Source organism: Alkalimarinus alittae, from assembly GCF_026016465.1.
Lineage (GTDB): Bacteria > Pseudomonadota > Gammaproteobacteria > Pseudomonadales > Oleiphilaceae > Alkalimarinus > Alkalimarinus alittae.
Map to the genome: position 1 here is coordinate 1,972,419 of NZ_CP100390.1, position 14,187 is coordinate 1,986,605.

The 14,187-nt window shown below is 42.6% G+C and carries 12 protein-coding genes; 11 read left to right on the top strand and 1 reads right to left on the bottom strand.

The window, feature by feature from the left end:
- Positions 1 to 8: 8 nt before the first annotated feature.
- From NKI27_RS08945 to NKI27_RS08975, 7 genes are all read left to right on the top strand, one after another.
- Positions 9 to 962 (top strand): DUF4892 domain-containing protein, encoded by a 954-nt coding sequence (locus NKI27_RS08945; protein WP_265049315.1) that lies wholly within the window; start codon positions 9 to 11, stop codon positions 960 to 962.
- 46 nt (positions 963 to 1,008) lie between these two features.
- A complete protein-coding gene (locus NKI27_RS08950; protein WP_265049316.1) occupies positions 1,009 to 2,037 on the top strand; it encodes a patatin-like phospholipase family protein in 1,029 nt (342 codons plus the stop codon).
- A gap of 87 nt (positions 2,038 to 2,124) precedes the next feature.
- Complete coding sequence (prmB, locus tag NKI27_RS08955) at positions 2,125 to 3,135, top strand: 50S ribosomal protein L3 N(5)-glutamine methyltransferase (protein WP_265049317.1); 1,011 nt, start codon at positions 2,125 to 2,127, stop codon at positions 3,133 to 3,135.
- Positions 3,136 to 3,200: 65 nt separating this feature from the next.
- On the top strand, positions 3,201 to 4,307 hold the full coding sequence (gene aroC / locus NKI27_RS08960) for a chorismate synthase (RefSeq protein WP_265049318.1): 1,107 nt from the start codon (positions 3,201 to 3,203) through the stop codon (positions 4,305 to 4,307).
- A 52-nt stretch (positions 4,308 to 4,359) separates the two neighbouring features.
- Positions 4,360 to 5,550, top strand: coding sequence for an MFS transporter (locus NKI27_RS08965; RefSeq protein WP_265049319.1), 1,191 nt, complete (start codon positions 4,360 to 4,362; stop codon positions 5,548 to 5,550).
- 325 nt (positions 5,551 to 5,875) lie between these two features.
- Positions 5,876 to 6,325 carry a phasin family protein gene (locus tag NKI27_RS08970; RefSeq protein ID WP_265049320.1) on the top strand — a complete coding sequence of 150 codons (450 nt, stop codon included), beginning with the start codon at positions 5,876 to 5,878 and terminating at the stop codon, positions 6,323 to 6,325.
- 207 nt (positions 6,326 to 6,532) lie between these two features.
- Positions 6,533 to 8,341, top strand: a complete 1,809-nt coding sequence (locus tag NKI27_RS08975; protein WP_265049321.1) for a PHA/PHB synthase family protein — start codon at positions 6,533 to 6,535, stop codon at positions 8,339 to 8,341.
- Positions 8,342 to 8,353: 12 nt separating this feature from the next.
- Here NKI27_RS08975 and NKI27_RS08980 read toward each other — a convergent pair whose 3' ends face one another.
- A complete protein-coding gene (locus NKI27_RS08980; RefSeq protein ID WP_265049322.1) occupies positions 8,354 to 9,244 on the bottom strand; it encodes a LysR family transcriptional regulator in 891 nt (296 codons plus the stop codon).
- A gap of 172 nt (positions 9,245 to 9,416) precedes the next feature.
- Here NKI27_RS08980 and leuC point away from each other — a divergent pair, with 172 nt between their 5' ends.
- The 4 genes from leuC (at position 9,417) to asd (ending at position 13,934) form a co-directional block, all read left to right on the top strand.
- Positions 9,417 to 10,835, top strand: coding sequence for a 3-isopropylmalate dehydratase large subunit (leuC, locus tag NKI27_RS08985; protein ID WP_265049323.1), 1,419 nt, complete (start codon positions 9,417 to 9,419; stop codon positions 10,833 to 10,835).
- A 32-nt stretch (positions 10,836 to 10,867) separates the two neighbouring features.
- Positions 10,868 to 11,515, top strand: a complete 648-nt coding sequence (gene leuD / locus NKI27_RS08990; RefSeq protein WP_265049324.1) for a 3-isopropylmalate dehydratase small subunit — start codon at positions 10,868 to 10,870, stop codon at positions 11,513 to 11,515.
- Between the two features lie 117 nt (positions 11,516 to 11,632).
- A complete protein-coding gene (gene leuB / locus NKI27_RS08995; RefSeq protein ID WP_265049325.1) occupies positions 11,633 to 12,718 on the top strand; it encodes a 3-isopropylmalate dehydrogenase in 1,086 nt (361 codons plus the stop codon).
- Between the two features lie 100 nt (positions 12,719 to 12,818).
- A complete protein-coding gene (gene asd, locus NKI27_RS09000) occupies positions 12,819 to 13,934 on the top strand; it encodes an aspartate-semialdehyde dehydrogenase (protein WP_265049326.1) in 1,116 nt (371 codons plus the stop codon).
- The last annotated feature ends 253 nt before the right edge of the window (positions 13,935 to 14,187 follow it).

The window sequence follows — 14,187 nt, forward strand, 5'->3', positions numbered from 1 at the left end:
TAAGGTTAATGAACCACCAAAATGGAAAGGGTTTAAATATGGTTGTTAAAGGGCGCGTTATGGCACGGTTTATAAAGTTAAGAACTATAGTCCTATTCATTGGCGTATTGGGAGGGGGGCTTGCACAATTCGCATTCGCTCAAGAGTTAGCGATAAAGCCTTACGCTCATTCTAGTCTTTCTGAATCAGGTGAAATTAATGATGAAGATTATCTCGTGCCGCTTTCTGTGCCTCGTCGTGTTAATAACCAATTACGTATCGAAAAAGAGCTAAGAGTCGATGTTACCGGTGTAAAAGATACTCATCGGATAAACGAAGGGCATACTACTCAGCAGGCGTTTGATCATTATTTATCACAAATAAAACAGCTGGGCGGAAAAATCCTATATCAGTGCTCTAGTCGAGATTGCGGTAGAAGTAGTAACTGGGCTCAGAATATATTTAATATTTCGAAGCTCTATGGTGAAGACGGTTCACAGTTTTATATGGTGTCGTCTATCGAACATAATAATCAACAGTGGTTGGTGAGCGTTTATGCAGTAGAGCGTGGAAATCGACGTGTTTATGCGCATGTAGAAACCTTGAAGTTAAACACTGCCTTATCGAGTGATTTGGCACCTGCTGCTCTCACTGATAAAAATCCGTTATTTATATTTAGTTATGGTTTGAATGGCATTGTAACAGTCAACCCGACTTTGGCTGAATTTAACAAAATTATAAGCCTCTCTCAGGCAAATCCGGATGCTAAAATATACGTTATTGGGTATCTGCAGAAAGGCTACACAACTACGCAAGAAGCTATAGAACGCTCAACAAATGCAGCAGACCAAGTTTCAACGTTGCTGCAAAAACGAGGCATTAATGCGAGTAAAATTACTGTAATGGGCGTAGGCCCGCTAGTGCCGTTCGGCCAAGGTGCCCATTCAGGTAATCGCGTAGAAGTATTGGTGCTTGATAAGTAATGCATGAGGTCAAGGTATGTATGAGGTCAGGTCAACAGGATAGCGTGTGTCAGTGTCGATGAGTGGAAACGGTAAAACAGTCGCCTTAGTATTAGGGAGTGGTGGTGCGCGGGGGTACGCCCATATTGGGGCAATTGAAGTACTTCAAGAGCGTGGCTATGAGATTGTCGCCGTGGCCGGCTGCTCTATCGGTGCAATGATTGGTGGCGTGTATGCGGCCGATAAGCTCACAGAGTTTAAAGATTGGGCAACTGGTCTTGATCAGCTTGATGTACTTAAGTTAGTTGATTTTTCATTAACATCGCCGGGGGCTATAAGAGGTAATCGGGTGTTTACGTTTGTGCGTGAATTGCTTGGAGATACCAATATTGAAGACTTTCCCATTCCCTATACGGCTGTCGCTACAGACCTTTTAGCACATAAAGAAATCTGGTTTCAAGAAGGGCCGTTGCATCAGGCAATTAGAGCTTCTGTGGCTATTCCAAGTTTAATGGCGCCGGTCATTTTAGGTGAGCGGCTCTTGGTGGATGGTGGGTTGCTGAACCCGTTGCCGATTTTTCCGACTATATCGTCTCATGCTGACTTGATTGTTGCCGTCAATCTCGGGGGCGAGAGTGGCGCTAATATACGACTACGCGATGTTTATAACCCCCAAGAGTCATCTAAGCTTGACCAATGGATGGGGAAGATGAAAACCAAGGCCTCGTCGTTGTTTGAGAAAGAAGCGACGAATAACTCAGGTAATAATGCACAGGAAACGCGTGCGGAATCACCTAGCCCTGAGATCGCGTCTAGCAAAAAGATTATAGAGGATACCGCACAAAGCGATTTTGAAGTTGCAAAGGGGGGGCACAAGCTACCCTTTGGTATGATTGATATCATGAACTTGTCATTTGAGGCGATGCAAAGCGCGTTAACTCAATACAAACTAGCGGGATACCCGCCTGATGTTCTGGTTAACATCCCTAAGAATTCGTGTAAAACATTTGACTACCATAAAGCCCCTGAGCTTATACAGTTGGGTAGGACTCAAACTGAAAAAGCATTGCTGAAGTATGAAGAGCGATCAGCATAGCAGGCAGTATATGCAACCCAGTAGGGACAGTTAGAATCAATAGCGTTATAATGTAACGTATTAAGCGTTGTTTATTTAGGTTAGCTTATGCCAGTTGAAAATATAACGCGTCAATCACGTAATAATAGCCCTAGGGGAACATTGATTATCGATACCTGTGATGAACAAAAAGTAGAAACTGACGTATTATTTTCAGATGACGTAACTGCTGCATTAGAGACTATTCGAGATTACATACGATATGCTATGACATGCTTTAATCAAGCTAATGTGTTCTATGGCCATGGTACCGATAATCCTTGGGATGAAGCCGTTCAGTTGATCCTTAATACGGTTAATCTACCTTGGGATATGTCCGACGTAGTTATGGAGAGTCGCTTAACGTTGGTAGAGCGAGAGCGTATATTATCGAGAATTAAAAGTAGGGTGGTTGATCGGGTGCCGTCTGCTTACTTAATGCGCGAAGCTTGGTTTATGGGTTTGCCTTTTTATGTCGATGAACGTGTATTGGTGCCTAGGTCGCCTATCGCTGAATTAATAGAAAACGGTTTTCAGCCTTGGCTTCAAACTGAAGACGTAACCGATATACTTGACCTTTGTACGGGCAGCGGGTGCATTGGCATTGCATCTGCAATGGTCTTTCCCGACGCGCATGTCGATTTAGTTGACTTGTCTAAAGATGCGCTAGATGTAGCTGCCATTAATATTGAAAAACATGATCTTGCAGATCGCGTGAGTGTGATTGAGTCCGATGTTTTTCAACATGTGACGAAGCAATATCAAATCATTGTGTCTAACCCGCCGTATGTTGATGCAAAAGATATTGCTGAAATGCCTCAAGAGTTTCATAACGAGCCTCAGATGGGGTTGGCGGCGGGTGAAGATGGGTTAGATATTGTTCGCGAAATATTATCTGATGCACGACAACATTTAACAGATGATGGGATTTTGATTGTTGAAACCGGAAATAGCTGGGAGGCGTTAGACGCTGCTTACCCTGAGGTTCCGTTTACATGGATCGAATTTGAGTATGGTGGCCACGGTGTGTTTATTATTAGTGCTGCAGAGCTCGATCACTATCAAGAACAATTCGCTTAATCGTTTATTTTAATTTATATCTACGTTTTACAAACGTTAGATAACAACTGAAAGAACAAAATATTATGTCTGGGAATACATTTGGCAAACTGTTTAACGTCACCACTTTTGGTGAAAGTCATGGGCTCGCATTAGGTTGTATTGTTGATGGCTGTCCTCCTGGGCTTGAACTGTCAGAAGAAGACTTGCAGCAAGACTTAGATAGAAGAAAGCCAGGGACCTCGCGTTATACCACACAGCGACGTGAAGCAGATCAGGTTAAAATTTTATCGGGTGTATTTGAAGGTAAAACCACCGGTACACCCATTGGTCTAACGATTGAAAATACTGATCAGCGCTCTAAAGATTATTCTAATATAAAAGATACGTTTAGACCGGCTCATGCTGATTACAGCTACATGCACAAATATGGTGTTCGTGATTATCGTGGTGGCGGCCGCTCATCTGCACGTGAAACTGCGATGCGCGTAGCGGCAGGTGGTATAGCTAAGAAGTATCTTAAAGAGCGTCTAGGTATTGAGATTAAAGGTTATCTTTCTCAGCTTGGTCCTATTACGATTGATAAAGTCGATTGGGACGAGATCAGAAATAACCCGTTCTTTTGTCCTGATGTAGATAAGGTTCCAGAAATGGAAGACTACATGAAGGCACTCAATAAAGAAGGGAATTCAGTAGGCGCTAAAATAGTTGTGGTTGCGCAGAATGTACCTCCGGGCCTTGGTGAACCGATATTTGATCGGCTCGATGCCGAGTTAGCGCACGCCTTAATGAGTATTAATGCGGTTAAGGGTATTGAGATTGGTGCCGGTTTTGACTGTGTTGCACAAAAAGGGACTGAGCATCGAGATGAGATAACCCCAGAAGGCTTTTTATCCAACCATGCAGGTGGGATTTTAGGCGGCATCAGTACCGGTCAAGATATAGTCGCTAGCATTGCATTAAAGCCTACTTCAAGTCTGCATTTACCAGGTAGAAGTGTTGATGTTCATGGTAATGCCATTGAGGTATCGACACATGGTCGTCATGACCCTTGTGTGGGTATTCGTGCAACCCCCATTGCTGAGGCTATGATGGCATTAGTATTAATGGATCACTTTATGCGTAATAGAGGACAGAACGCCGACGTCGAGCCCATCACGCCTGTGATTCCAGCAACACCTGCAAGTTATTAGTGTCTTTATATCTATCAATATCTGAGTAGCGTTCACGCTCAAGGATACATGAATGTCTTCAGAAGATAGAGCCTCATGCCAACAAGATGGTAGTGATATGAGGCTCTACTTTAAGCTCTCCTCGTTTTATTTTTTCTACTTTGCGCTTTTGGGAGGTCTCGCCCCTTATTGGGGGCTGTATCTTGAAGATACAGGCTTTAATACGATTGAAATAGCCCAAATTACTTCAGTCTTGATGGTGACAAAGATTCTTGCGCCTAACCTTTGGGGCTGGGTGGGTGATCACACCGGCAAGCGTTTAGAGCTTGTTCGATACGGTTCGCTTTTTACCTTTGTTTTTTTTCTAGCCTTTTATATAGATAACCAGTTCTGGTGGTTTATATCTGTTATGGCAGTGTTTAGTTTTTTCTGGAATGCTGTATTGCCGCAATTTGAAGTGATTACACTGCATAGTTTAGGGGAAAGACGAGAGCGCTATAGTCGCGTAAGGCTTTGGGGGTCATTAGGGTTTGTCGCGTCGGTGGTGCTCTTAGGTATTATCTTTGATCATGTGTCTATTTCGTATTTACCTGACTTTTTGTTGGGTATCATTGCTTTTATCGGCCTCTGTAGTTTATTTCGATTTAAGCAGCCTGCTTATAGCCGGCAGAGAGCCAAAGGTGCCTTTCTTAAGGCTTTGGCATCACCATTGGTCATGTCCTTTTTGTTGATTAACTTCTTACTTCAGTTGTCACACGGCCCTTATTACACGTTTTATAGCATTTATATGGAGGATCTCGGGTATGACCGGTCGACTATAGGTGTGTTGTGGGCTGTGGGAGTGCTAGCAGAGGTGTTATTGTTTTTTATTATGCATCGCGTAATGCAGCGATTTAGCTTGAGAGACATCGTACTGTTGTCTCTATTGTTAACGACTTTACGCTGGTTGATGGTTGGCGTTTATTCAGAGTACCTGGTAATGGTTGTGTTGGCGCAATGCTTACACGCTGCGTCCTTTGGTGCGATGCATGCAGTTGCTATCCATTTTGTTCACCGTTATTTCCCTGTCAATATCCATGGGCAAGGACAGGCTATATATGCGAGCGTGAGTTTTGGTGCCGGTGGTGCCTTGGGGGCAATAGTTAGTGGTGAAATTGTCAACGCGTACGGCAGCCCTATGGCGTTTAATCTTGCTGCGGTCTGTTCAGGCTTGGCCTTATTGATTGGCATTTTTAGTTTCAAAATAAAGTCACATTCAGCATAAATACTCTTTTTTATTTTCTTTGAGGCGCTTTCAAAAGGTTTTTCAAATTTGTCGCGTGTTTAGATGCATTTTACGATTTCCTAATCTATCAAAAGCACTCATTAACTATCTACTTATGAGTATATTTGATGCTTGTCAACTACTCAGGTCAACTATAGTGTTGTAATAAATGTGGAGTAAAAGGTTAGTGGATGGTAGGTGATTACCTCATTGTGTCTTTGCTTCTAGTGATCATCGTGATGGCTATTTTTTAAAGAGATGGCTTGAGGAGTTTAGTGGCTTCAAGCTTAGGGAATTAAAATTACAAAACGAATGGGTGGATGTTATGAATGATAGTCTAATAGAAAACTTAACCTCACAAGCGACCGCTTTTTACGGTCCAATGGGTAAGATAAACGCACTAATGATGTCGAATATCGAAAAAGTGGCAGAGTTCCAATTGGGTGCCATGAAATCATATGCTGAGCTGGCGATGAAGCAGGTTAAGCAGGTTGCTGAGGTTCGCGACTTAGAGAGTCTTAAGACGTTTGGGACGAGCCAGAGTGAAGTGGCTAGTGAGATTAGTAAAAAAATCGTAGAAGACATGAAAGCGTTGGGTGAGATGGGGGTGGAATTTAAATCTCAGATAGAAGAAATCGTCTCTGAGGCAAAAAATCCAGCAAAGGATGCGACGGAAAAGCCTAAAGCCAAAGCAAAGGCTGCAACCGCCTCAGCACAGAAAGCAGAGCCAAAAGCAGATGCCAAAGCAGAACCAAAGACTGATGCCAAATCATAATCGTTGACTGAGATATCACGTCTATATAGCGCCCTTTTAAATGACTTAGGGCGCTATATTATTCAGCATTAATTAGGGTCACTGTGAATGTAAGCACTCAACCTTGCTATCGATATTATTATAGGAGGTAGTTAGGCTTTATAAGCAGTGTTTAGACGTACAGATAATAGATACTCTCTAAAAAACAAAATAACACCAGGAGGGTGTATGCGTAGTTTCGATAGCAATATGGCTCAAAATGCAGTTAAAAAACTTTTCAGTAATTTTGACAATATTGCAGGGCAATACCGTAAGGCACTAGAAGGATACCTTAAAAAAAACCCTGACATAGACGATTCTCAGCTTAATACCGTCATTGATATGATGGGTTCATTCAGAGACATGGCTGAACAATTTGCACTTCACCCGTTTAGAGTTGCTCATACTGAAGTAGAGTTGGTTAAGAGTCATGCAAAACTTGTTGGCGCTACGGCCAATAGGTTAATAGGTAAAATGTCAGACCCAGTGGTGGTGCCAGACAAAGGTGATCACCGGTTTGGAGATGAGGATTGGTCTGATAATATGATATTTGACTATATCAAGCAGGCTTACTTGCTGAACTCAAATGCCGTAATGGAATTGGTTGATTCGTTAGAGGACTCTAATACTCACACACACGATCAGTTTATGTTTTACTCACGGCAGATCATTAATGCGCTTTCGCCGAGTAACTTTCCGCTTACAAACCCTGAAGTATTAAAGAAAACAGTTTCATCAGGCGGGGTGAACCTTATTGATGGTTTTAAGCAGTTTGTAGATGATTATAAGAAAAACCCGGGTATGTTTAACGTATCCATGACGGACTTTACTGCTTTTTCAGTCGGCAAAAACGTTGCAACAACACCTGGTAAAGTGGTTTATCAAAATGAATTGATGCAGTTGATACAGTATCAACCTACCACAGAAAAAGTGAATAAAACCCCATTATTGGTTATTCCGCCTTGGATTAATAAGTATTATATTCTTGATTTAAAAGAAAAAAACTCACTAATAAAATGGTTGGTTGATCAAGGAAATACCGTATTTATTATTTCTTGGGTTAATCCAGGTCCAGGGCTCAGAGATACTGGATTTGAAGACTACATGAAGCGAGGGCCTCTTGATGCTCTAGAGGCCATTGAGAAAGCCACCGATGAAAAACACGTTAACGCAATGGGCTATTGTGTTGGTGGAACGCTGTTAGCCAGTACGCTTGCTTGGTTAACGGCTAAAGGTAAAAAGCCAATAAAGTCTGCGACTTATCTGACAACCTTGATTGATTTTTCAGACCCTGGAGGCATTGGTGTCTTCATTAATGAAAACTCTATTTCAAATATTGAAAAACGACTTAATAAAATAGGTTACTACGACGGTCGCGCAATGGCATTTAGCTTTAATATGCTAAGAGAGAATGATTTGTTTTGGTCGTTTGTCATTAAAAACTATCTTAAGGGGGAGAAACCTGCACCGTTTGATCTTTTGTATTGGAACTCTGACGGCACCAACCTCCCAGCTAAAATGCACGGGTACTATCTCAGAAATATGTACCTAGAGAATAACCTGGTAAAGCCAGGTGGGATTGAGCTCGATGGCGTTAAAATAGATATTAGTAAGATTAAGACGCCAACGTATTTCTTGTCGACTATTCAAGATCATATTGCTAAATGGAAGACGACCTATACAGGTGCTTTGCTACACAGTGGGGACGTTAAGTTTGTCTTGTCTGGTTCTGGTCATATTGCAGGTGTCGTCAATCCGCCATCCCAAGAAAAGTATGGATACTGGACTAACAGCGATATGCCTGCAGCGTCAGATCAATGGTTTGAGGCGGCAAAACAGCATAAAGGCTCTTGGTGGAATGATTGGAAGGCGTGGTCAGATAAGCATGTAGGTGACCTAGTAGAGCCAAGGGTGCCTGGCGATAGGGCGCTTGAAGTTATTGAAGACGCCCCTGGGTCTTATGTAAAACTAAGAATAGCAGATGCCATTAAGCATTAATGGCGCCTGTTATTAGTATGGGGGAATATCATTCCCCCATACCTGTTTAGCTTGTTCGATGAGCGCTTTGGCTGCGTTGCTCATTGTTTTTCGTTTGTGTGTAACGGCGCCAAGTGTTCTAGACGGGTTATATTCAGGCGTGGATAAAACCGTAAGGTGTTCATCAATCATGGTATTAGGTAGCACGCTCCAGCCTAGGCCAACCGATACCATCATCTTAATTGTTTCTAGATAGTTAGTCGGGATAGTTGCATTGAGTTTTAAGTGCTTGCGAGCAAATAACGCTTCGATGATCTGATAGGTTAATGTCGCTTTAGAGGGGAGTATAGCGTTGGCTTTTGCTAGTTTTTCGATTGAGGTCTTTTGGCTTTTTGCTAACTCATGATCAGGAGAGCAAACGATGCTCATAGGGTCATCCCAGATTAAGTGCTCAACATAGTTTGGTGACGCACCCGGTGTAACGGTAATAAAACCAATATCAGCATGGTTATGATCAAGTGCCTCAAACGCCTTTTCAGATTCCATAAATAATAATTTAAGGTCAACACTCGGATAAGCCTGTAGAAACGGCTTTATCACAAAAGGAAGTCTGTGTAGTCCGATATGATGACTTGCTACAACCGTAAGTTGTCCTGAAATACTGGTTGATATATTTAAAATAGATTGCTTAGCGCTTTGCACCTCTCTGAGAATGGAGGTTGCTCTAGGTAAAAGTTCTTCTCCTTCTTTAGTAAGTCTAATGCTTCGTTGGCCACGTTCAAATAATTTGCAGTTAAGTGTGTCTTCTAGCGTACTGATACGTTTGCTAATGGCAGGTTGTGTCACCGAAATAGCATCCGCTGCTTTAGAAAAAGAGCCAGCTTCGACGATATGTACAAATGCACTCAGTGAGTCTATATCCATCAGTTATTCCGTTTTGTTATGGTAACTATAAAAAATATGAATTTGTTTTATCTTACCATGCGGATTAGAATTCATCCATTGAATAGACGTCACTAAAAATACTCGTATTTATAAAACACTATCAATTAAAATTAAAGCCGCACCTATTAAAACACTGTACCGGAGAGAGATCATGGCAGGAAAAACGCTTTATGATAAGTTGTGGGATGCCCACATGGTTAAACAACGAGAAGATGGTTCTGCTCTGATTTATATCGATAGGCAATTGTTGCATGAAGTGACCTCTCCTCAAGCATTTGAAGGCTTAAGATTAGCCAAGCGTAAGCCTTGGAGAATTGATGCTAACTTAGCAACGCCAGACCACAACGTACCGACTACCGAGCGTTCAAGCGGTGTTGAAGGGATTGTGGATCCAGTCTCTCGTATTCAGGTTATGACGCTTGATGATAACTGTGATGAGTTTGGTATTACTGAATTCAAAATGTTAGATGAACGCCAAGGTATTGTTCATGTCGTAGGCCCAGAACAAGGTGCTACATTGCCCGGCATGACAGTGGTTTGTGGTGATTCTCATACCTCTACTCACGGTGCGTTTGGCGCCTTGGCTCATGGTATTGGTACTTCTGAAGTTGAGCACGTTTTGGCGACTCAGTGCTTGATCCAAAAGAAAATGAAAAACATGCTTGTTAAGGTTAACGGTAAAGTCGGAAAAGGTATCTCAGGAAAAGATATTGTACTAGCTATTATCGGTAAAATTGGTACGGCTGGTGGTACGGGTTATGCGGTTGAATTTGGTGGCCAAGCGATTCGTGATTTATCAATGGATGGCCGCATGACGGTTTGTAATATGGCCATAGAGGCTGGTGCACGAGTCGGCATGATTGCGGTTGATGAAACTACTATCGACTACGTTAAGGGTCGTACCTATGCGCCTAAAGGCTTAGACTGGGATAACGCCGTTAAAGCGTGGGCAGATTTACACAGTGATGACGATGCGGTTTTTGATAAAATAGTTGAATTAGACGCTGCTGACATTAAACCTCAGGTCACTTGGGGTACTTCACCTGAAATGGTAGTAGCCATTGATGACTTTGTGCCAAATCCAGATGACCATGACGATGCGGTAGCAAAAGAAGGCATTGGTCGAGCATTAGAATATATGGGGTTAGAGGCGGGTGCACCTATCACTAGCATTAAGTTAGATCGCGTATTTATCGGGTCTTGTACTAACTCTCGCATAGAAGATTTAAGACTTGCTGCTGAAGTGGTAAAAGGCCGTAAAGTAGCTGACACACTAATTCAGGCATTGGTTGTTCCTGGATCCGGTCTTATCAAAAAGCAGGCAGAGCAAGAAGGGCTTGATGTGATATTTAAAGAGGCCGGATTAGAGTGGCGTGAGCCAGGTTGCTCAATGTGCTTAGCCATGAATGCCGATAAACTAGGGCAGGGTGAGCATTGTGCCTCGACTTCAAATAGAAATTTTGAAGGGCGACAGGGGTTTGGCGGTAGAACACACCTAGTGAGCCCAGCAATGGCAGCGGCTGCTGCTATTGCAGGTCATTTTGTAGATGTTAGAGAGTACTTAAGCTAATAACGGCACCGAGCGCGTAAGAGGACAATAGAATGAAAAAGTTTACTCAGGTTACCGGTATCGTTGCGCCAATGGATCGCGCCAATGTCGATACTGATATGATAATTCCAAAGCAGTTTTTAAAGTCTATTAAAAGAACAGGCTTTGGCAAGAACTTGTTTGATGAGCTTCGTTATCTTGATGAGGGGCAGCCTGATCAGAGCTGCGAAGGGCGGCCATTAAATAAAGACTTTATGTTAAACCAAGAAAGATACGCGGGCACAACGGTTTTGCTGGCACGCCAAAACTTTGGCTGCGGATCTAGTCGTGAGCATGCGCCTTGGGCATTAGAAGATTTCGGTTTTCGTTGTGTTATAGCGCCAAGTTTTGCTGATATCTTCTATAACAACTGCTTTAAAAATGGAATATTACCTGTCACGCTAGACGAAACTGTGATTGACCGTTTGTTTGAAGAGGTGTTTGCCAACGAAGGTTATGAAATTACCATCGACTTGGAAAACCAAACGATTAAAACACCGAGCGGTGAAACCGTATCATTTGAGGTGGATGCTTTCAGAAGGCATTGCCTGATTAATGGGTTGGATGATATTGGTGTAACGCTTGAAGATGCTGATTCAATAAGTGAATTTGAAGCGAAGAGCAGAAAAGAATCTCCTTGGTTGTTTGATGCGATTGGTTAGTAGGTTGCTCAATGTGTTAGAGCGGTTACTGTCAATTAATCTTTCTGTTATTGATGGTATAACTGATATTAGATAGTCGTTATAAAATATTGAATTAATAGACATTAAAGGTTAAAAATGAATAGAAATATATTGCTTTTACCGGGTGATGGAATTGGCCCAGAAATCGTATCAGAAGCTGAAAAAGTCCTTCGCCTTCTTAATGATTCTTTGTCGCTAGGGCTGACGATTGATCACGCGTTGGTGGGTGGTTCAGCAATTGACGAGCATGGTGTTCCGCTTCCTGATGTGACGCTTGATAAAGCTAAAGCGTCTGATGCAATTCTATTAGGTGCTGTGGGTGGCCCTAAGTGGGATGACCTCGATATGGCCATTAGGCCTGAAAAAGGCTTGCTCGGACTTCGTTCAAATCTGGAATTGTTCGGTAATTTACGTCCAGCTATTCTTTACCCTCAATTAGCAGATGCTTCAACACTCAAGCCTGAAGTTGTTTCTGGGCTTGATATTCTTATTGTGCGTGAATTAACCGGTGGTATCTATTTCGGTCAGCCACGAGGCGTTCGAGTACTTGAAAATGGCGATCGTGAAGGCTACAACACTTATGTTTATAACGAGACCGAAATTAAGCGTATTGGTCGCGTAGCATTTGAGGCCGCTCAGAAGCGCGGTGGTAAATTGTGTTCAGTCGATAAAGCTAACGTATTAGAAGTGACGGTGCTTTGGCGTGAAATTATGGATGAACTGGCAAAAGAGTATCCTGGTGTTGAGCTTAGCCACATGTATGTTGATAACGCAGCAATGCAGCTCGTGCGTGCACCAAAGCAATTTGATGTTGTGGTGACGGGAAATATGTTTGGCGATATTTTGTCTGATGCTGCAGCCATGTTGACGGGCTCTATCGGTATGCTGCCTTCAGCGTCTCTTGATGAGAGGGGTAAGGGAATGTACGAGCCATGTCATGGTTCTGCCCCCGATATCGCTGGTCAAGGTATTGCAAACCCACTAGCTACCATTCTTTCGGTGGCAATGATGTTGCGTTACAGTCTAGCTGAAAACAAAGCCGCGGATTTAATTGAGCAAGCCGTGAGCGATGTGCTGGATCAGGGCTTTAGAACAGCTGATATTTACTCTGAAGGCACGACTAAGGTCAGTACTGTTGATATGGGCGATGCTGTTATTAGTGCTTTGAGTAAATTAGTGTAATAAATTGAGTCTAAAGGCGCTACATCATTGATGTGGAGCCCGATTCTTGATATTTTAAGTTGTAGTTGTTCAAAATTTAACCGTATTACTTGGATGAGTCATGAAAAAAGTAGGTTTAGTGGGTTGGAGAGGCATGGTTGGTTCTGTGCTAATGCAACGGATGCGTGAAGAAAACGATTTTGATTTTATTGATCCTGTATTTTTTTCAACATCCCAGGCTGGACAAGCAGGCCCTGATGTAGGCAAGCCTGTTGCTGAGTTGCAGGATGCAAATAATATTGATGCGCTAAAAGCGATGGATATTATTATTACCTGCCAAGGTGGAGATTATACTAAAGCGGTTTATTCTACATTGCGTGCAGCAGGCTGGAATGGCTATTGGATTGATGCAGCGTCATCGTTACGAATGGAAGACGATGCAGTTATCGTATTAGACCCTGTCAACAGCAACGTGATTGATGACGCGCTAGAAAGCGGCATTAATACCTATGTAGGTGGTAATTGTACTGTTAGCTTGATGCTAATGGCATTGGGTGGTTTGTTTGAGAAAGATTTGATTGAGTGGGTGAGTCCAATGACTTACCAAGCTGCTTCTGGTGGCGGTGCTCGGCATATGCGCGAGCTAATCAATCAAATGGGAACCATTCACTCTTCTGTTGCTGAGTTATTAGATGATCCAGCATCTGCTATCTTAGAGATTGATAAAATTGTTGCAGAGACTATTCGGTCTGACGCAATGCCCACTGAAAACTTTGGTGTAGCATTGGGCGGAAGCTTGATTCCATGGATCGACTCTCAGTTAGATAATGGGCAGAGTCGTGAAGAGTGGAAGGCAGAAGCGGAAACAAATAAGATTCTTGGTTTGTCCGAAGCGCCCATTCCTGTTGATGGGCTATGTGTGCGTGTGGGTGCAATGCGTTGTCATAGCCAAGCTATGACAATTAAGCTGAAGAAAGATCTACCTGTCTCAGAAATTGAGTCGATCTTAGCGGGTTCAAATGATTGGGTTAAAGTGATCCCTAATGATAAAGACCAAACAGTTAACGAACTCACGCCAACAAACGTAACAGGTACGCTTAGTATTCCTGTGGGCAGAATTCGTAAGCTTAATATGGGGCCTGAATATATTTCAGCCTTTACAGTCGGTGATCAGTTACTTTGGGGGGCTGCAGAGCCGCTACGAAGAATGCTGAGAATTTTGCTGGCTCGAGATTAGTCATATCTGACAGATCTATATTCGTTAAGGGGTAGGTGAGTCTTACCTCTTAACGCACATCACTTCAATATCTAAGAATTATATTCCCGTGTCGCTATCATGACTCATGGCTATACTAATATTGGTCTAATTTGTGCTGCACACCAGTGCCTGTTAACAATTCGAAACACAAAGAATTATTGAAAAATCGTAATTTATAAACAATACTTGTTACCTAGTTGTGTCAAATCAGAAATTATTGAATAAAAGCAAC

Coding starts and splice junctions, on each gene's coding strand:
- NKI27_RS08945 (WP_265049315.1), top strand. CDS start 9: ATGAACCACCAAAATGGAAAGGGTTTAAATATGGTTGTTAAAGGGCGC.
- prmB (WP_265049317.1), top strand. CDS start 2,125: ATGCCAGTTGAAAATATAACGCGTCAATCACGTAATAATAGCCCTAGG.
- aroC (WP_265049318.1), top strand. CDS start 3,201: ATGTCTGGGAATACATTTGGCAAACTGTTTAACGTCACCACTTTTGGT.
- NKI27_RS08965 (WP_265049319.1), top strand. CDS start 4,360: ATGTCTTCAGAAGATAGAGCCTCATGCCAACAAGATGGTAGTGATATG.
- NKI27_RS08970 (WP_265049320.1), top strand. CDS start 5,876: ATGAATGATAGTCTAATAGAAAACTTAACCTCACAAGCGACCGCTTTT.
- NKI27_RS08975 (WP_265049321.1), top strand. CDS start 6,533: ATGCGTAGTTTCGATAGCAATATGGCTCAAAATGCAGTTAAAAAACTT.
- NKI27_RS08980 (WP_265049322.1), bottom strand. CDS start 9,244: ATGGATATAGACTCACTGAGTGCATTTGTACATATCGTCGAAGCTGGC.
- leuC (WP_265049323.1), top strand. CDS start 9,417: ATGGCAGGAAAAACGCTTTATGATAAGTTGTGGGATGCCCACATGGTT.
- leuD (WP_265049324.1), top strand. CDS start 10,868: ATGAAAAAGTTTACTCAGGTTACCGGTATCGTTGCGCCAATGGATCGC.
- leuB (WP_265049325.1), top strand. CDS start 11,633: ATGAATAGAAATATATTGCTTTTACCGGGTGATGGAATTGGCCCAGAA.
- asd (WP_265049326.1), top strand. CDS start 12,819: ATGAAAAAAGTAGGTTTAGTGGGTTGGAGAGGCATGGTTGGTTCTGTG.